A 17,515-nucleotide genomic window follows, 5' to 3' on the forward strand; every position below is an offset into this window, starting at 1 on the left:
TCAACCGGCGCCCGAGTCACGTGCGCCGCCAAGGGGATTCGCCGCTCAGGCGAGCGGGTTGGCCGCCTCGAGCAGGCCGTACGTCATCAGCTGGGTCGCGACGTCGCGCACCAGGGAATCGGCGTCGCCGGGGTCGCCGAACACCCGCACGCACTCCTTGACCAGGGTGGCCAGCTGCTGCGGCTCCTCGGTGCCGAGCCACAGCACGGCGCCCGGCCCGCGCAGGTGCACCGGCACCGCCCCCATCAGCACGACGAGCTCGTCGTCGTCCTCCAGCGCCTCGGTGAACGGCCCGCGCACGAGCATCCCGTCGGCCGGAACCTGCGGCGCCGGACGGTGCGGGTCGTGCTGCTGGTAGGGATCGGGCGGCGGGCCGGCCGGTCGGTGGACGACGGGGGCGACCGGCAGCGGTGTGCTGTCGGCGAGGGCCTGCTCGAGCAGCGGGATCGCCTCGGTGACCTCGCGGTAGCGAAGCCTGCGCACCCCGCCGGTCGCCACCGCCAGCGAGGCCAGCGCGCTGAGCGGGTGCTCCAGGGTGGGCAGGGCGGAGGTCTGCGGGACCAGCGACAGCAGCCCCTCGACGAGCGGCACGTCCTCGAGCACGGGAGGCCCGACGTGGGTGGGGTCGCGGTCGAGCAGCACCAGCAGCCGGGCGGTCGCGTCGTCGTCGGCCACCGTGAGGCCCAGCTCGTCGGGCCCGTGCTGCTGCTTGGCGTGCGCGCTGCCGGAGTGGACGACGAACGACAACGGCTTGGGATAGGCCAGCGCGCGGTGCCGGTCGTCGAGCGCGACCGTCTCGTCGGTGAGGTAGGACATGCCGTCGCCGCACAGGTTCAGCGCCGCGGTCGTCTTGCCGGTGCCCGACTCGGCCACCAGGATCGCGAGGCTCTGCGTGGCCGGGTCGACCACGCCGGCCGCGTGCAGCATCACCCGCCGTCCCATCTGCTGCCGGATGCCGGCGTACGTCACCTGCGAGGCCAGCGCGTACTCCACCCGGTGACGTGCCTCCTCACCCTCCCCGACGTACGCCGGTGCCAGGTCGATCGTCTCCGCCGCCTCCCCGAGGGGCTGGGTGACCAGGCAGTGCGACCACTGCGCGCGCACCGTCGCCAGCAGCTCGTCGGGACAGATGACGTCGACCTCGGCCTCGAGGGCGCGAAGTCGCAGCGTCTGGGGCATGCGGCAGCTCCTGGTGCTGGGACGGGAGGAGGGGGTGCGTTCATCGTAGGGCGGAGTCCCCCTCCACCCGGGTGGTCCAGAACGCCGGATCTGCGCGGGTTGTTCGCCCTCGGCGAAACTCCTGGACCGAGCCCGCCGCGACGGAACAGTCTCGGCACCCGTGGCGTTGTGCGCGTCGAGACCGCCGTCCCGCGGGTGGGGAGCCTCCTGTCGTTCTCATCCCGACGCAATAGCATCGGGGTGACCGGCCCCGCGGGACTCGGCACACGAGGAGAAGAACATGTTCGAACGGTTCACAGACCGCGCCCGGCGAGTGGTGGTGCTCGCCCAGGAAGAGGCGCGCATGCTCAACCACAACTACATCGGCACCGAGCACATCCTGCTCGGGCTGATCCACGAGGGTGAGGGCGTGGCCGCGAAGGCGCTCGAGAGCCTCGGCATCTCGCTGGAGTCCGTGCGCGAGCAGGTCCAGGAGATCATCGGCCAGGGTCAGCAGACCCAGCCCGGGCAGCACATCCCGTTCACGCCGCGCGCCAAGAAGGTGCTCGAGCTGTCGCTGCGCGAGGGCCTGCAGCTGGGCCACAGCTACATCGGCACCGAGCACATCCTGCTCGGCCTGATCCGCGAGGGTGAGGGCGTGGCCGCCCAGGTGCTGGTCAAGCTGGGCGCCGACCTGTCCAGCGTGCGGCAGCAGGTCATCCAGCTGCTCGCCGGATACCAGGGCAAGGAGCCGGCCGGTGCCGGCGTCGGCGGCCAGAGCACCCAGCAGGAGGGCACCCCGGCGGGGTCGCTCGTGCTCGACCAGTTCGGCCGCAACCTGACCCAGGCCGCCCGCGAGGGCAAGCTCGACCCGGTCATCATGCGCGAGAAGGAGATCGAGCGCGTGATGCAGGTGCTGAGCCGGCGCACCAAGAACAACCCGGTACTCATCGGTGAGCCCGGCGTCGGCAAGACCGCCGTCGTCGAGGGCCTCGCGGCCGACATCGTGCGCGGCGACGTGCCCGAGACGCTCAAGGACAAGCAGCTGTACACCCTCGACCTCGGGTCGCTGGTGGCCGGCAGCCGTTACCGCGGTGACTTCGAGGAGCGCCTCAAGAAGGTGCTCAAGGAGATCCGCACCCGCGGCGACATCATCCTGTTCATCGACGAGATCCACACCCTGGTCGGCGCCGGTGCCGCCGAGGGCGCCATCGACGCCGCCTCGATCCTCAAGCCGATGCTGGCGCGGGGCGAGCTGCAGACGATCGGTGCGACGACCCTCGACGAGTACCGCAAGCACATCGAGAAGGACGCCGCCCTCGAGCGGCGCTTCCAGCCGATCCAGGTGGCCGAGCCGACGATCCCGCACGCCATCGAGATCCTCAAGGGGCTGCGCGACCGCTACGAGGCGCACCACCGGGTCACGATCACCGACGCGGCGCTGGTCGGCGCGGTCAACATGTCCGACCGCTACATCAACGACCGGCACCTGCCCGACAAGGCGATCGACCTCATCGACGAGGCGGGCGCGCGACTGCGCATCCGCCGGATGACGGCTCCGCCGGACCTGCGCGAGTTCGACGAGAAGATCGCGCACGTGCGGCGCGAGAAGGAGTCGGCGATCGACGGGCAGGACTTCGAGAAGGCCGCGTCGCTGCGCGACGACGAGAAGAAGCTGATCGACGAGAAGGCCTCCCGCGAGAAGGAGTGGAAGGCCGGCGACATCGACGTCGTGGCCGAGGTCGACGAGGAGCTCGTCGCCGAGGTCCTGGCCGCCTCCACCGGCATCCCCGTGTTCAAGCTGACCGAGGAGGAGTCCTCGCGGCTGCTGCGCATGGAGGAGGAGCTGCACAAGCGCATCGTCGGCAACGACGACGCGATCAAGGCGCTCAGCCAGGCCATCCGCCGCACCCGCGCCGGTCTGAAGGACCCGCGCCGCCCCGGTGGCTCGTTCATCTTCGCCGGCCCCACCGGTGTCGGAAAGACCGAGCTGGCCAAGGCGCTCGCGGAGTTCATGTTCGGTGACGAGGACAGCCTCATCACCCTCGACATGAGCGAGTTCGCCGAGAAGCACACCGTGTCGCGGCTGTTCGGCTCACCCCCCGGGTACGTCGGCTACGACGAGGGCGGTCAGCTCACCGAGAAGGTGCGCCGCAAGCCGTTCTCGGTGGTGCTGTTCGACGAGGTCGAGAAGGCGCACGCCGACATCTTCAACTCGCTGCTGCAGATCCTGGAGGACGGTCGCCTGACCGACAGCCAGGGCCGGGTGGTCGACTTCAAGAACACCATCATCATCATGACCACCAACCTGGGCACGCGCGACATCGCCAAGGGCGTCTCGCTCGGCTTCACCGGCGGTGCCGACACCGGCACCGACTACGACCGGATGAAGGCCAAGGTCAACGACGAGCTGAAGCAGCACTTCCGGCCGGAGTTCCTCAACCGGGTCGACGACACCATCGTCTTCCCGCAGCTCACGCCGCAGGAGATCGTCCAGATCGTCGACCTGATGATCGCTCGCCTCGACGAGCGGCTGAAGGACAAGGACATGGCGATCGAGCTGACGCAGGCGTCCAAGGACCTGCTCGCCAAGCGTGGTTACGACCCCGCCCTGGGTGCCCGGCCGCTGCGCCGCACCATCCAGCGCGAGATCGAGGACGCGCTGTCCGAGAAGATCCTCTACGGCGAGATCGGCGCGGGCGAGATCGTGCTGGTCGACGTCGAGGGCGAGGGCAAGGAGGCGAAGTTCTCCTTCAAGGGCGAGCCGCGCGCCGAGGCCCCCGACTCGCTGGCCGCCGAGGCCGAGTCGGCCGGCGCCGGTGGCGACGGCAGCACCGACTGACCGACGACGTACGCCGTGCGGCCCCGTCCCCTCTCGAGGGGGCGGGGCCGCTCGCACGTCCGACGGCCCTCGGCCCGGCGCGGATACGGTGGGCGCGTGCAGCCACCGAACCGCCGTGACCGAACCCTCCGCGCCGCGATCGCCGCAGCCGTGTGCGGTGGGTTGCTGCTGGCGGGGTGCACGTCCGACGCCGGATCCGCAGACGACGCAACCGGATCCGGCAGCTCCAGCAGCGCCGGCGGCGACCGGGGCGGCAGCGACGGCGCGGGCGCCACGAGCAGCTCCGCCGCGCCGGCGGCCACGACCCCACCGACGTACGCCGGTCAGGCCGGCGCCTTCGACGCCGGGGTCGCGAAGCGGCTGGGCCGGTCCACCGTGCCCGACGCCGAGGTCGCCGGACCGACCGGGACGACCGGCACCTGGAAGGGCACCCGGATCGGTGTCGTGGCCAGCGGCGACGACGCGACCCTGGTCGTGCGCGACGGCAGCGCGTGGCGGATCGTCGGCGGCTGGTGGCCCTCGAAGGACCTGCCGGGGCCATACCTCGGTGGCAGGCAGCACGTGCTGGTGCTCGGGTCGGACGCGCGCCAGGGCCAGTCGATCGAGCGCAGCCGCGCCGACACCATCCAGCTGGTCGGGCTCGACGGCCGCGGGGGCGGCGGCATCCTCGGGATCCCGCGCGACTCGTACCTGCCGCTGTCGACGGGCGGGTCGGGCAAGGTCAACGGCGCGATGCCCAGGGGCGGCCCGGCCGCGATGCGCCAGACGCTCGCCGACGCGACCGACCTGCCGATCAAGGGCTGGATGCTGACCGACTTCGTCGGCTTCCAGCGTGCGGTGCAGGCGCTCGGCGGCATCCCGATCACGCTGCCGCGGCCGGTCGGCGACCTCGAGGCCGGGGAGCAGACGCTCGACGGCAAGCAGGCGCTGTTCCTCGCGCGCGAGCGAAAGTCGTTGCCGCGCGGCGACTTCGACCGTTCGAGCAACCAGGGGCTGCTGCTCATGGCGGGCCTCACCCAGCTGCGCACCAAGGGGGTCACCGAGCTGCCGAAGATCCTCAGCACGATCGACCCGCACGTGAAGACCAGCCTCACCCCCGAGCAGGTGCTGACGTTCGTGGGCTCGGCCTACGCCGTCAACCCCAGCCGGGTCGGGCGCGAGGTGGCGTCGGGCTCGCCGGCCACCATCGGTGGCGCGTCGGTGGTGCGGCTGTCGCCGGAGGCGAAGCAGACGTTCGAGAGGTTCGCCGATGGCAACCTCTGACGGGCCGGTCGCCGGCCCGGCCTCGCCGGCGGTCCGGCGCGCCCGGGCCGGCGACATCCGCCCCATCCGCGAGCTGGTCGCGCCCTACGTCGCCGAGCGGGCGATCGTGCCGAAGCCGGCCGTGGCCTACTACGAGTCGGTGCAGGAGTTCCGGGTCGTCGAGATCGACGGGCGGCTCGTCGGGTGCGGCGCGGTGCACGTCATGTGGGACGACGTCGCCGAGATCCGCACCGTCGCGGTCGACCCGACCGTCAAGGGCCGCGGCGTCGGCACGCTGCTGCTGCGCACCCTCGTCGACGACGCCCGCGAGCTCGGGGTGTCGCGGCTGTTCTGCCTGACCTTCGAGGTCGGATTCTTCGCCGCGCACGGCTTCCGCGAGATCGAGGGCCAGGTCGTCGCGCCGGACGTCTACGCCGAGCTGCTGCAGTCGTACGACGAGGGCGTGGCGGAGTTCCTCGACCTCGACCGGATCAAGCCCAACACCCTCGGCAACACCCGAATGCTGTTGCAGCTGTAGCTCCCGCGGCAGATGAAGATTCCCTCATCGCCGCTTCATCATCGCCTCATCCCGCTCCTGCACACTCGTGCCCGTGATGCTGCGACGACTCGCCCTGCTCGGCGCCTGCCTGATGGTGCCGGTGCTGCTGGCGCTGGCCAGCCAGGCCCTCGCGAGCCGCCCCGGACCGCCCGAGCCGCCGCCCGTCGCGCCCGTGCGCCTGCCCGCCCCGAGCACGCCCGCGCCCAGCCCGACCCCGAGCCCGTCCTCGACCCCGCCGTCGAGCTCGTCCGGCGCGCCGGCACCGTCCACGTCCGCACCGTCCGCGACGTCCTCGCCCGCCGGGCGACCGGGCAGCACGTCTACCCCGACCGGCGCCTCGCCGCGCCCGGGGCCGAGTCCGAGCGAGACGTCCCGCCCGCCGCGCCAGACCCCCGCGCCCGCACGGCCCACGGTGCGCGACCCCGGCGGATCGGTCAGCACGCACACGGTCGCGCCGCGCCCGCCGGCGGGCGACGACGACGACCGCGACGACGCGCCCGACGACGATGACGATGACGACGACGGCGGCGACGATGACTGAGCCGGCGCAGGCGGCCCGGCAGGGCAGCCGGGTCACCGCCCGGTGGCGCATCGTCGCGTGGCTCATGCTGGCGCTGGTCATCGCCATGACCGCGCTGATCGTCACCGTGCGCAGCGCGATGATCGCCGAGGTCGGCCGCAACCTCAACGCCGACGTCGTGCAGGAGAACCAGGAGTTCCGCACGTTCGCCGGCGAGGGCCGAAACCCCGAGACGGCAAGGCCGTTCACCGACGTGTCGTCGATGTTCGAGGTGATGCTGCGCCGGCAGCGCGCTGCCGAGGGCGAGATGCTCGTGGGATATGTCCCGGCGCGCCAGCAGGCGTTGACCGTGGAGGGCGTACGCACGCCGAGCCTGGCCGAGGCCGGTCTCGAGCCCGGCTCGCGCGAGTTCGGCCAGCTGCTCACCGGCCCGCGCAGCGGGATCGTCGAGACCCGCGGGGGCGACGCGCGGTTCGTGCGCGACGAGGTCACGCTCGGTGGGGAGCGCGGCGTCTTCCTGGTGCTGGCCTTCGAGCGGCACCACCTGCAGGAGGTCGACAGCACGGTGCGCCTGATGGTCGGCGTGGCCGCGGGGGCGCTGCTGCTGGCGGCCGCGATCGCCTGGCTCGCCGCGGGGCAGATCCTGCGCCCGGTGCGGTCGGTGCGCCGGGCCGCCGCCGAGATCACCGAGCGCGACCTCACCCGCCGCATCCCCGTGCAGGGCAACGACGACATCGCCGAGCTGGCCGTGACGTTCAACGGGATGCTGGACCGGCTCGAGGCGGCGTTCGCCGCCGAGCAGCGGTTCGTCGACGACGCCGCGCACGAGCTGCGCACGCCCATCACGATCATCCGCGGGCACCTGGAGACGATGAGCGACGACCCGGCCGAGCGCGCGGCCACGACCACCCTCGTGCTCAACGAGCTGAGCCGGATGAGCCGGATCGTGAGCGACCTGCTCGCGCTCGCCAAGGCCGAGCGGCCCGACTTCATCCACCTCGCCGAGCCGGTCGACTTGGCCGAGCTCACCCTCGACATCGACGCGAAGATGCAGGCCCTCGGGCCGCGCCGGTGGACTCTCGCCGAGGTCGCCGACGGCCCCGCGGTCGTCGACGCGCAGCGGGTCACCCAGGCCGTGCTGCAGCTCGCCCAGAACGCGGTCGAGCACACCGGCGACGGCGACCTGATCGAGCTGGCCTCGCGCTTCGTGCGCGACCCCGAGCTCGGCGACGCGGTCGCCATCACGGTGCGCGACGACGGGCCGGGGGTGGCCGCCGAGGACGCCGAGCTGATCTTCGACCGGTTCGCCCGCGGCGCGGGCCAGTCCGCCTCCGGTGCGCGCTCGCGCGCCGGCGCCGGGCTCGGCCTCGCGATCGTGCGCGCCATCGCCGAGGGGCACCGCGGCTCGGTGACCCTGGAGAGCCGCCCCGGCGCCGGGTCGACGTTCGGGCTGCTGCTGCCGGTCGGCGAGGTGCCCGCGACGCGCGACGCGGACGAGCTGGAGCTGTTCGAGGAGATCGACGACGACCGCGAGCCCGCGGAGGCGCACCGATGACCCACATCCTGATCGCCGAGGACGAGCAGCGCATCGTCACCTTCCTGGAGAAGGGGCTGCGCGCCGCCGGATACCTGACCACCGCCGTCGACAGCGGACGTACGGCCCTGCTGCTGGCCCGCTCCGGCTCGTTCGACCTGGTGCTGCTCGACCTCGGGCTGCCCGAGCTCGACGGCGGCGAGGTGCTGCAGCGGCTGCGCGACGAGGGCAGCCGGGTGCCGGTGATCGTGCTGACCGCCCGCGACACCGTGCAGGACACCGTCGCGAGCCTCGAGGGCGGCGCCGACGACTACATGGCCAAGCCGTTCCAGTTCGCCGAGCTGCTCGCGCGGATCCGGCTGCGGCTGCAGCCGGTCGAGTCCGAGCCGGGCAACCGCCTCGTGGTCGAGGCCGCCGGCATGAGCCTGGACCTGCGCTCGCGGCGGGTGCTGGTCGACGGGGTCGCGACCGACCTCACCGCGCGCGAGTTCGCGCTGCTCGAGGTCTTCCTGCGCCACCCCGACCAGGTGCTCTCGCGCGAGCAGCTGCTCGGCCAGGTCTGGGAGGCCCACGTCGACCCCGCCTCCAACGTCGTCGACGTGTTCGTGCGGGCGCTGCGGCGCAAGATCGGGCCGGAGCGCATCGAGACCGTGCGCGGCGCTGGCTATCGGCTGCGGGCGCAGCCGTGAGCGCGCCCGTCCTGCACCGCACCCGACCCGAGCCGGCGCCCGCCGCGCCGGAACCGGGCCCCGGGCGCCCCTCGTGGCTGCGGCCGCGCCTGGTCGTCGGCGGGGTGGCGCTGGCGCTGCTCGTGCTGCGGCTGCTGACCCTGCCGGTCGGCAGCGGTCCCGGCGACCTCACCACCGACGGCCGCGCGACGCTGGTGATCTTCGCCGTGGCGGTCGTGGCGTGGGCGTTCACCCCCGTCGACGACACGTACGTCGCGCTCGGCGCGGGCACCGCGCTGGTGCTGCTCGGGGTCATGCCGACCGAGCGGTTCTTCGCCACGCTCGGCGACGACGTCGTCTGGCTGCTGGTCGCCGCGTGCGTCATCGCGGTGGCGGTGACCGCGTCCGGCCTCGCGCAGCGCGCGTCGGCCTGGCTCGTCAGCGGGGCGGGGAGCCCGCGGCAGCTGGTTCACCTGGTCACCGCCGCGCTGGTGATCACCGCGTTCGCCGTGCCGAGCACCTCGGGCCGGGCGGCCCTCGCGCTCCCGGTCTTCCTGGCACTGCGCGGCGTGCTGCGCGAGAGCCACCCCCGGCTCGTGCGGGTGCTCGCGCTGACCTTCCCGACCGTCATCCTGCTCTCGGCCGTCGGGTCGCTCATCGGCGCCGGCGCGCACCTGGTGACCTCGATGATCGTCGAGTCGGCGGTCGGCACCGGCTTCGACTTCTCCCGCTGGCTGTTGCTCGGCCTGCCGCTGGCGCTGGTCAGCTCACACCTCGCCGCCGAGCTGGTGCTGCTGCTGTTCAGCCGCCGCGAGGACCGTCGCGTGCCGCTGCGGGTGCGCGTCGCCGACCTGGAGGAGCGGCCCGGCCAGCTCACCGGGGCGCTGTCGGTCGCCGAGGGGCGGGCGGCGCTGCTGTTGGCCGTCACCGTCGTGCTCTGGTGCACCGAGGACCTGCACGGCGTGCACCCGGCGATCATCGCGCTCGGCGCCGCGCTGGTCGCGACCTCCCCGCGGTACGGCGTCGTCCGCCTCAAGGACGCCCTGCCCCAGGTGCCGTGGTCGCTGCTGCTGTTCATGGCCGCGACCCTCGCGCTCGGCAACGCGCTGCTCGACTCCGGCGCCGCCCGATACCTCGCCGACGGGCTCTTCGGGGTGCTCGGCGTGCGCACCCCCGGCCCGTTCGTCGTCGTGGTGGTGCTGGTCTCGACCGCCGCGCACCTGCTGATCCAGTCGCGCTCGGCGCGCTCCGCGGTGATCGTGCCGATCGTCGTCGCGCTCGCGCCCGGCGTCGGCGCCGACGTGGCCGCGGTGGCCTTCGCCTCGACCGCGGCCGCCGGCTTCTGCCACACCCTGCCCGCGTCGGCGAAGCCGGTCGCGATGTTCGCCCGCATCGAGGACGTCGAGACCTACTCCGCCGCCGACCTGCGCCGGCTGTCGCTGTGGCTCGCGCCGCTGCACGTGGCCCTGGTGCTGGTCTTCGCCTTCTTCGTCTGGCCGCACCTCGGCCTCCCGCTCACCTGACCCACCCGCACCCCGTCACACCGGAGGAACCGTCATGACCGTCCGAGTCCCGCACCGCGTCGTCATCGCCCCGAGCGGATTCAAGGAGTCCCTCGACGCCGAGCAGGTGGCCGACGCCATCGCCGCCGGAGTACGCCGGGCGCTCCCGGGCGCCGTCGTGTTCACCGCCCCCGTGGTCGACGGCGGTGAGGGGTCGGCCCGCACGCTGGCCTCCGCCACCGGCGGGCGCGTGGTCGAGCGCCGCGTGACCGGCCCCGTCGGGGACCCCGTCGAGTCGCACTTCGCGATGCTCGGACGCACCCCCGTCGCCACGGCCCTGGTCGAGATGGCGGCAGCCGCCGGGCTGCGCCACGTCCCGGTGGACCGGCGCGACCCGACCCGCACGACGACGTACGGCGTGGGTGAGCTGATCCTGGCCGCGCTCGACGAGGGCGCGCGCCGGATCGTCGTCGGCTGCGGCGACTCCGGCACCAGCGACGGCGGGGCGGGCGCGCTGGTCGCCCTCGGCGCCCGCGTCCTCGACCGCGACGGCCGGCCGATCGACACGCCTGGCGGGGCCGCCCTGGCCGACGCCGCGTCGCTCGACCTCAGCGGGCTCGACCCGCGCCTGGCCGAGGTCGAGATGGTCGTCGGCTGCAACCTCACGAACGTGCTGTGCGGCCCGCGCGGCGTGGCCCGGGTCTTCGGCCCGCAGAAGGGTGCCACCGAGCAGCAGGTCGAGCAGCTGTCCGACGCGCTCGACACCTGGGCGGGCGTGCTCGAGGCGGCGGCGAGCGAGCGGGGCGTCGGCGGGCTGGACGTGCGGCACGGCGCGGGCACCGGCGCCTCCGGCGGGCTCGGTGCCGCGCTCGCGGTCGGCTGCGGCGCCGAGCTGCGCTCGCGGTTCGAGGTGTTCCTGCACGACGACCTCGGCGCACCCGAGATCGACGCCGCCATCGCCCAGGCCGACCTGGTGATCACCGCCGAAGGGGCGGTGGACTACCAGACCCCGCGCGGCAAGGTGCCCGCCGAGGTCGCCCGCCGCGCCAAGCTGCACGGCAAGCCCGTGATGGCGCTCGCCGGCTCGATCGGCACGGGCGCGGCCGACGTGCACGACATCGGCATCGACGCCGTCGTCGGCATCATCCCGATCCCGATGGAGCTGGCCCAGGCGGTGGAGCAGGCGAGCGACCTGGTCGCCCAGGCCACCGAGCGCGCCCTGCGCCTGGTGGTGCTGGGGGCGGTGATCTCCTCGGCCGCGTGAGGCCGGGGCGAGGCGTGCATTTTGGGTCGATATCGACCCGATGTGGCACGGATCCGGGGGTCGGGCGTGCACTTTCGGGTCGATATCGACCCCGTACGCCCGGGCCGGCCCCCGGACCTGACCGCCGGCGTACGCCCGGGCCGGCCGCCGGAGTCGGCGGAGTCCGGCGGCGGCGGGCGCGCAGGCACCTACGATGACGGCACCGAGCCGTGCCCGTCGCCGGGCCGAACGGAGTCCGCGATGCGCACAGTCCTGCGAGCACAGGCGGCCGAGGCCCGTCTGGTGCTCGGCCTGTGCTGGGCGCTGCTGCTGCTCGGCGTCGGCAGCGCGTGGTCGCAGCTGGGCTCGGCCGAGGGCGAGCCGTTCGCGGGCCGGCTCGCGACCGCCCTGCTCGCGAGCGCCGGTGCGGTGCTGTTCGCCCGGCTGCAGCTGTCGGTCAGTCGCGGCGGAGCGGCGCTCGGGCGCCGGTGGCTGGCCCCGCTTGTCATGGCCACGAGCCTCGCGCCGCTGCTGTGGGACTCGGTCAACCCGATGCTGGTGGTCGCGTGGGCCGCTGCCCTGCTGCAGCGCGACCTGCGGCGATCGCTCGTGGCCTCGGGCCTGCTGCTGGCCGTCCTCGTCTGGGTGTTCCCGCGCTCGCGGCTGGCGGCGATGGGCACCTTCGCCGACCTGTTCTTCGAGCTGCTGCTCTACACCGTCGTCCTGGTGACCGCGACCCGGCTGGCCGTGCTGCTCGACGAGCTGCGGCTGACCCGCGAGGTGCTCGCTCGCCGTCGGGTCGATGCCGAGCGCGAGCGGGTCGGGCGCGACCTGCACGACATCATGGGCCGCACGCTCGTCGCGGCTTCGCTGCGCAACCAGGCCGCGCTGCGCGCGCTCGGCGACCGCGACCCGGCCGGTTCCCGGGAGCTGGAGCGGCTGCACGACACCATCGGCCGCGGCCAGGCGCAGCTGCGCGAGCTCACCTCCGGGCCGGTCGTCACCCGGCTGGACGAGGAGCTGGAGACCTGCCGGATGCTGTGCGAGCGGGTCCAGATCGAGCTGGCCGTGGACGTACGTCGGGAGCCGCCGGGCGAGCAGGCCGCCCTGGTCGCGCAGGTCGTGCGCCAGAGCGTCACCGACCTGCTCGGGCACAGCCGGGCCACCAGGTGCCGCATCGTGCTCGACCGCGACGACTCCGTCACGGTGGTGGCCGTGACCAACGACGGCTCGGTCCTGCGCGAGGAGCCGCCGGCTTCGCGCCCGGCCGGCCAGCTGGCCCGCGCCGTCGTCGCGGCCGGCGGCAGCATCGGCACCGAGCACGCGTCCGGAGGGCTCGCCACTCGCATCGTCCGCCTCCCGATCCGCTCCGAGGTCCCCGCGTGACGCGCCTGGGTCGCGCCCGCGCCCGGCTGGCCGACGGGGAGGGCGCCCGGCTGCTCACCTGGGTCTGGGTGCTGGCGTGGGGCGAGCACGCGATCGGCGAGGGCCGCGACGTCGTCGTGCAGCTGACGGTCGCGGCCGCGGTGCTGCTGGTCGTCGCGTGGGAGGTGACGCAGGACCGGTGGCGCAGCGGCGGTGCGTGGGCCGGGACGCTGCTGGTGGCCGGGTCCGTGGCGCTGGGCGGCGGGGAGCACCTGCGCGAGAGCAGCTATCTGCTGGGCTGGGGAGTCGCCGTGCTCGTGCTCGCCCTGCCGGGTCGCCGCGCCGCAGCGAGCGTCACGGTGGGGGTGCTCGCCGCCGCGGCGGTGTGGGCGGGGCAGGACCCGGCGCAGCTCCCCGCGCTGCTCCTCGGCGCGGTCGCGCAGCTGCTCGTGGTCTGCCTGCTGCAGCAGCTGGTCCGCACCACCCGCCGGCTCCGCCGCTCCCAGGAGGAGCTGGCGCAGACCGAGGTCGACGGCGAGCGCGGGCGACTGGCCGGAGAGCTCAACACCCTCATCGGACGTACGCTCGCGCAGACGGCGGCGCAGGCGTCGCGGGCGCGGACCCGGGTCGGTGTGGACGACCCGGAGGTGCAGGGCCACCTCGCCGAGGTCGAGAGCCTCGTCGCCCGCGGGCGGGACCAGCTGGCCCGGCTCTCGTTCGAGCCGGTGGTGGACGACCTCGCGACCGAGGTGCGCTCGACCCAGACGCTGTGCACCCGCCTGGGGGTCGCGGTCAACCTCTCGGTGGACGACGTCGACGCCGCGGTGCAGCCGGTCTTCGCGCTGCTCCTGCGCGAGGCGGTCACCAACATGCTCAAGCACGCGGCACCGACGCGGTGCACGGTCGTCACGCGGCAGCAGGACGGGGCGGCGCTGCTCAGCATCACCAACGACGGGGTCCCGGCCGGCCCGACCCCGGCCCGCGCCGGGTCGGGCAGCGGCCAGGCGCGCTGGCGCAGCCAGCTGGACCCGCTCGGCGGCACCCTCGAGGCCGGGCCGCTGCCGGGCGGGCGCTACCGCGTGCTGGCCCGGGTCCCGCTGCCCGTGTCGGTGCCCGAGGATGGCCGAGACACCCGGCTGCGAAGGAGCGCCCATGCCTGAACCGTTGCGGTTGCTGATCGCCGAGGACGTCGACCTCGTGGGGGAGGCGTTCGAGGCGCTGCTGGCGGCCGAGGCGGGGATCGAGGTCGTGGCTCGGGTGACGCGCGGCGACCAGGTGCTGCGCGCGGCGCAGGCGCACCGGCCCGACGTCGCCCTGCTCGACATCGACATGCCGGGCAAGACCGGGATCGAGGCGTGCGCCGAGCTGACCGCGGCCCTGCCGGAGTGCAAGGTCATGCTGCTGACCGCCCTGCCCGGCAGCGGTCACCTGCCGCGCGCGCTCGACGCCGGCGCCTCCGGCTATCTCGTGAAGTCGATGACGGCCCGGCAGCTGATCGACGGCATCCGGTCCGTGGCGGCCGGGGGCACCGTGATCGACCCTGCGCTGGCCGCCGACGCGCTGCGCGCCGGCCCCAACCCGCTCACCGACCGCGAGCGCGAGATCCTGCGCCTCGTCGACCAGGGGGTGTCGACCAGCCACATCGCCGAGGAGCTGTTCCTGTCCACCGGCACGGTGCGCAACTACCTGTCCAACGCCATGACCAAGCTCGACGCGGTGAGCCGCATCGAGGCGGTGCGCACGGCCCGGCAGCGCGGCCTGCTGTGACCGGGGTCTGCGCGAGAGCGGCGGCGGAGGCGGTCTCCGACTAGTCGTTCTCGACGTCGCGCTCACCCACGACGGCGACGGCGAGCCAGGCGAGCGCGACCACGATCCCGCCCGCGATGGCGACCGTCTGCCGGTTGCCCTCGACGAGCGCGACCGCCCCGCCGTAGACGGCCGAGACGGCGATGGCGATGAAGATCAGCATTCTGCGGTCCATGCCGCCGAGCGTGCCGCCGACGAGTCGCCCCCACCACCGTCGTACGGCAACGCGTGACCGGCGCAGTCGGATCCGGTGACGGCCACCACGCGAGCGTGATGACACGTGTCACCCAGCCGAACCCCCGGTGTCTGTCGCCCGTCCGCGCCAGGGTGATCCGGAGTAGAGCCGGCGCACGACGTCCTCGATGTCGGGCTCCTCGATCGACAGGTCGCGCACGTCGGCGCGCGCCGACACCGCGGCGAGCACCCGGGCGGCGGTCGTTTGCTCGGCGTCGAAGGCGAGGCGCTGCTGCAGCCCCTGCGCCTCGCTGGCCAGGTGCTGCGTGCCGGGGATGCCGGTGAGGTCCTCGCCTGGCTCGGCGAGGTCGACCACCAGCACGCGCTGCGCACCCACCTTCGCCGACAGGCCGGGGAGCGTCCCGTCGTACGCCAGTCGCCCGTGGTCGACGACCAGCACCCGGTCGCAGAGCCGCTCGATGTCGCCCATGTCGTGGGTCGTGAGCAGCAGCGTGGTGCCGTGCTCGCGCCGCTCCTCGACGAGGAACTCGCGCAGTCGCTGCTTGCTGAGCACGTCCAGCCCGATGGTCGGCTCGTCGAGGATCACCAGGCGGGGCGAGTGCAGCAGCGCGGCGGCCACCTCGGCGCGCATGCGCTGCCCGAGCGACAGCTGGCGCACCGGGGTCGCGAGGAACTCGCCCATCTCGAGCCGGTCGACGAGCTCGTCGGTGCGGGCGCGCTCGCGCGCGGCGTCGAGGCCGTGGATGGCGGCGAGGATCCCGAACGACTCGCGCACCGGCAGGTCCCACCACAGCTGGGAGCGCTGCCCGAACACCACGCCCACCTCGCGCGCGAGCCGGCGGCGGTCCTCGACCGGGCGCAGGCCGCAGGTGCGCACCTCGCCCGACGTCGGCACGAGGATGCCGGTGAGCATCTTGATCGTCGTGGACTTGCCTGCCCCGTTCGCGCCGATGTAGCCCACCGCCGACCCCGCCCCGACCGTGAAGGTCATCGCGTCGACCGCGCGAATCTGCTTGCGGCGCAAGCCGTCCCGCACGCGGAAGTCGCGGGTGAGGTCGCGCGTCTCGATGATGGGGTCTCGGTCTCGGTCTCGATACGCGGCTCGTTCCTCGCCGCCACCCTTCGATACGCGCTCGTCCCTCGCGCTACTCAGGGCATCGCTCGACCGGCTTGGTCCGCTCGACCGGCTTGGTCCGCTCATCCGCCGCCTCCTTGGTAGTGCCGGACCCCCACGCGCCAGAAGAGCAGCGCCATCGCCCAGGCCCACAGTGCCGCGACCGGGGTGAACCAGGCGAGCCAGGTCGGCAGCAGGCCCGGGCCGGGGAGGCCCAGCAGGCGCAGCGCCGGGAGGTAGGCCGTGAAGGCCATGGGGAAGAAGAAGCCGAACAGCACGGTGAGCGGCCGGCCCCAGACCGAGGCGGGCTGCGTCGCGGCGTAGCGACCGCCGTACACGAACGCGTTGGTCATCTCCGCGCCGTTGATCAGGAAGAACTGCGCCCCCGCCGCCCAGACGAACATCGCGGCGAAGATCGCGATGCCCGACACCAGCGAGATCCCGAGCAGCGCGACGGCCGACACCGACCAGGCGATGTCGTTGACGGCGAGGCCGATGACCAGGCAGACGAGACCGACGGCGGCGCGGGTGAGCCGGCGCAGGCTGATGTCGCTCGTGATCAGCTGCAGCAGCAGCGGTTGCGGCCGCAGGTAGAACACGTCGAGCGTGCCGGCACGGACGTACGTCGGCAGGTTGTCGCAGTGGCCCACGACCATGTCGGCGAGCGAGAAGCACAGGTCGGCCAGCCCGAAGACCAGCAGGATCTGGGTGAAGCTGACGCCGCCGAGCGTCCCGACGCTGTGGAACAGCACCCACACCTCGGCCAGCTCGATGAGCCCCACGAGCAACGAGCTCAGCAGGTCGATGCGGAAGTTCAGCCGGTATGCCCGCTGCGACCTCATCCGCGACGCCAGCACCGCGCGGTAGGCCCGCAGGTCGACCTTGCGCGCCGAACCCGTTGCGAGAGAGGAAGATTCAGCCACCCTGCACCTCCAGCTTGCGGCGCCCGGCGCGGGTGGTGAGGTGCCCGGCGGCCCAGGCGGCGGCGAGCCAGGCCAGCTGCGCGGCGAACAGCCCGAGCGACGCGAGGCCGGTCACGCGCCCGGAGAGGATGTCGATCGGATACATCATCATCGACGGGAACGGGGTGGCCTGGGCGACCACCTGCAGCCACGTCGGGAAGATCGCGATCGGCACGAACAGCCCGGCGAGGAAGCCCGAGACGACCATGTAGAGCACCTGGATGCCCCGTGTCTCGACGAGCCAGAAGCCGGTCGTCGCCACGAGGTAGACCACGGTCGCGCCGAGGGTGATGCCGACGAGCAGGCTGGCGGCGCCGAGGACGTACGCCCCCGGCGAGTCGGGCATGGCCATCCCGACCACGAGCGCCCCGATCAGCACGCTCGGGATCCCGCGCGGCACGAGCGACCAGAGCGAGCGGCCGACCTCCTGCACGATCGCGGCGGCCTGCACGTCGAGCGGGCGGATGAAGTCGATGGCGACGCTGCCGTCCTTGATGCGGGTCGCGAGGTCGCTGCGGCCGTGCAGGTTGATCGCACCGAGCAGCCCCTGCGACAGCCAGATATAGGTGCTCATCGTGGCGAGGTCGTAGCCGTTCAGCTCGCCGCCGGCCGCGCGCACGGTCGCGAACAGCATGGCGACCTTGAGGAACCCGAAGGTGACGTTGGCGACCAGCCCGCCGAGCGCGGCGAGGCGATAGGTGGCGCCCTCCCGGACGCCCGCGACGAGCAGCCGGAGGTAGGGGCGCGGTCGCGGGGGCACAAGCGCAGGAACTTACCGCCGCACCCGCCGGCGGACAAGGGGTTC

Annotated in this window: 16 protein-coding genes; 11 read left to right on the forward strand and 5 right to left on the reverse strand. The window is 73.5% G+C overall.

Going from position 1 to position 17,515, the window contains the following annotated elements:
* Positions 1 to 45 precede the first annotated feature (45 nt).
* Entirely contained in the window at positions 46 to 1,179 is a 1,134-nt protein-coding gene (locus tag FB554_RS00360; RefSeq protein ID WP_142004124.1) for a hypothetical protein, read from the reverse strand.
* A 280-nt stretch (positions 1,180 to 1,459) separates the two neighbouring features.
* Between FB554_RS00360 and FB554_RS00365 the strand changes: the two genes are divergently transcribed.
* The 11 genes from FB554_RS00365 (at position 1,460) to FB554_RS00415 (ending at position 14,400) form a co-directional block, all read left to right on the forward strand.
* Entirely contained in the window at positions 1,460 to 4,000 is a 2,541-nt protein-coding gene (locus tag FB554_RS00365; RefSeq protein ID WP_142004125.1) for an ATP-dependent Clp protease ATP-binding subunit, read from the forward strand.
* A 96-nt stretch (positions 4,001 to 4,096) separates the two neighbouring features.
* The gene (locus tag FB554_RS00370; RefSeq protein ID WP_170206734.1) at positions 4,097 to 5,263 is read left to right on the forward strand and encodes an LCP family protein; all 1,167 of its coding nucleotides are present in this window, start codon (positions 4,097 to 4,099) and stop codon (positions 5,261 to 5,263) included.
* Positions 5,250 to 5,780 (forward strand): amino-acid N-acetyltransferase, encoded by a 531-nt coding sequence (locus FB554_RS00375; RefSeq protein ID WP_142004127.1) that lies wholly within the window; start codon positions 5,250 to 5,252, stop codon positions 5,778 to 5,780. The genes FB554_RS00370 and FB554_RS00375 overlap by 14 nt, the downstream gene beginning before the upstream one ends.
* A 73-nt stretch (positions 5,781 to 5,853) precedes the next feature.
* Complete coding sequence (locus tag FB554_RS00380) at positions 5,854 to 6,342, forward strand: hypothetical protein (RefSeq protein ID WP_142004128.1); 489 nt, start codon at positions 5,854 to 5,856, stop codon at positions 6,340 to 6,342.
* A complete protein-coding gene (locus tag FB554_RS00385) occupies positions 6,314 to 7,876 on the forward strand; it encodes a sensor histidine kinase (protein WP_211344505.1) in 1,563 nt (520 codons plus the stop codon). Before FB554_RS00380 ends, FB554_RS00385 begins: the two co-directional genes overlap by 29 nt.
* A complete protein-coding gene (locus FB554_RS00390) occupies positions 7,873 to 8,544 on the forward strand; it encodes a response regulator transcription factor (RefSeq protein ID WP_142004130.1) in 672 nt (223 codons plus the stop codon). Before FB554_RS00385 ends, FB554_RS00390 begins: the two co-directional genes overlap by 4 nt.
* On the forward strand, positions 8,541 to 10,046 hold the full coding sequence (locus FB554_RS00395; RefSeq protein WP_236022194.1) for an SLC13 family permease: 1,506 nt from the start codon (positions 8,541 to 8,543) through the stop codon (positions 10,044 to 10,046). The genes FB554_RS00390 and FB554_RS00395 overlap by 4 nt, the downstream gene beginning before the upstream one ends.
* A gap of 34 nt (positions 10,047 to 10,080) precedes the next feature.
* Positions 10,081 to 11,289, forward strand: a complete 1,209-nt coding sequence (locus FB554_RS00400; protein WP_142004131.1) for a glycerate kinase — start codon at positions 10,081 to 10,083, stop codon at positions 11,287 to 11,289.
* Between the two features lie 240 nt (positions 11,290 to 11,529).
* A complete protein-coding gene (locus FB554_RS00405; RefSeq protein ID WP_142004132.1) occupies positions 11,530 to 12,654 on the forward strand; it encodes a sensor histidine kinase in 1,125 nt (374 codons plus the stop codon).
* Positions 12,651 to 13,793: a sensor histidine kinase gene (locus FB554_RS00410; RefSeq protein WP_142004133.1), complete on the forward strand. Its 1,143-nt coding sequence runs from the start codon at positions 12,651 to 12,653 to the stop codon at positions 13,791 to 13,793. Before FB554_RS00405 ends, FB554_RS00410 begins: the two co-directional genes overlap by 4 nt.
* Positions 13,786 to 14,400 (forward strand): response regulator, encoded by a 615-nt coding sequence (locus tag FB554_RS00415; protein WP_142004134.1) that lies wholly within the window; start codon positions 13,786 to 13,788, stop codon positions 14,398 to 14,400. The genes FB554_RS00410 and FB554_RS00415 overlap by 8 nt, the downstream gene beginning before the upstream one ends.
* Positions 14,401 to 14,440: 40 nt before the next feature.
* On the opposite strand, the gene FB554_RS16995 is transcribed toward FB554_RS00415, so the two are convergent.
* The 4 genes from FB554_RS16995 to FB554_RS00430 all read right to left on the reverse strand — a co-directional run bounded on the left by FB554_RS16995 (position 14,441) and on the right by FB554_RS00430 (position 17,470).
* The gene (locus FB554_RS16995) at positions 14,441 to 14,614 is read right to left on the reverse strand and encodes a hypothetical protein (RefSeq protein ID WP_170206735.1); all 174 of its coding nucleotides are present in this window, start codon (positions 14,612 to 14,614) and stop codon (positions 14,441 to 14,443) included.
* A gap of 108 nt (positions 14,615 to 14,722) precedes the next feature.
* Positions 14,723 to 15,670, reverse strand: a complete 948-nt coding sequence (locus FB554_RS00420) for an ABC transporter ATP-binding protein (protein WP_236022195.1) — start codon at positions 15,668 to 15,670, stop codon at positions 14,723 to 14,725.
* A gap of 161 nt (positions 15,671 to 15,831) precedes the next feature.
* Positions 15,832 to 16,671, reverse strand: coding sequence for an ABC transporter permease (locus FB554_RS00425; protein WP_236022196.1), 840 nt, complete (start codon positions 16,669 to 16,671; stop codon positions 15,832 to 15,834).
* Positions 16,664 to 17,470: an ABC transporter permease gene (locus FB554_RS00430; protein WP_142004136.1), complete on the reverse strand. Its 807-nt coding sequence runs from the start codon at positions 17,468 to 17,470 to the stop codon at positions 16,664 to 16,666. The genes FB554_RS00425 and FB554_RS00430 overlap by 8 nt, the downstream gene beginning before the upstream one ends.
* Between the last annotated feature and the right edge of the window lie 45 nt (positions 17,471 to 17,515).

This window comes from Barrientosiimonas humi (genome assembly GCF_006716095.1).
GTDB classification, from domain to species: domain Bacteria; phylum Actinomycetota; class Actinomycetes; order Actinomycetales; family Dermatophilaceae; genus Barrientosiimonas; species Barrientosiimonas humi.

Excerpts from the sequence above, each read along its gene's own strand:
- FB554_RS00385 (WP_211344505.1), top strand. The coding sequence starts at position 6,314 with ATGACGACGACGGCGGCGACGATGACTGAGCCGGCGCAGGCGGCCCGG.
- FB554_RS00365 (WP_142004125.1), top strand. The coding sequence starts at position 1,460 with ATGTTCGAACGGTTCACAGACCGCGCCCGGCGAGTGGTGGTGCTCGCC.
- FB554_RS00400 (WP_142004131.1), top strand. The coding sequence starts at position 10,081 with ATGACCGTCCGAGTCCCGCACCGCGTCGTCATCGCCCCGAGCGGATTC.
- FB554_RS00390 (WP_142004130.1), top strand. The coding sequence starts at position 7,873 with ATGACCCACATCCTGATCGCCGAGGACGAGCAGCGCATCGTCACCTTC.
- FB554_RS00375 (WP_142004127.1), top strand. The coding sequence starts at position 5,250 with ATGGCAACCTCTGACGGGCCGGTCGCCGGCCCGGCCTCGCCGGCGGTC.
- FB554_RS00405 (WP_142004132.1), top strand. The coding sequence starts at position 11,530 with ATGCGCACAGTCCTGCGAGCACAGGCGGCCGAGGCCCGTCTGGTGCTC.
- FB554_RS16995 (WP_170206735.1), bottom strand. The coding sequence starts at position 14,614 with ATGGACCGCAGAATGCTGATCTTCATCGCCATCGCCGTCTCGGCCGTC.
- FB554_RS00360 (WP_142004124.1), bottom strand. The coding sequence starts at position 1,179 with ATGCCCCAGACGCTGCGACTTCGCGCCCTCGAGGCCGAGGTCGACGTC.
- FB554_RS00415 (WP_142004134.1), top strand. The coding sequence starts at position 13,786 with ATGCCTGAACCGTTGCGGTTGCTGATCGCCGAGGACGTCGACCTCGTG.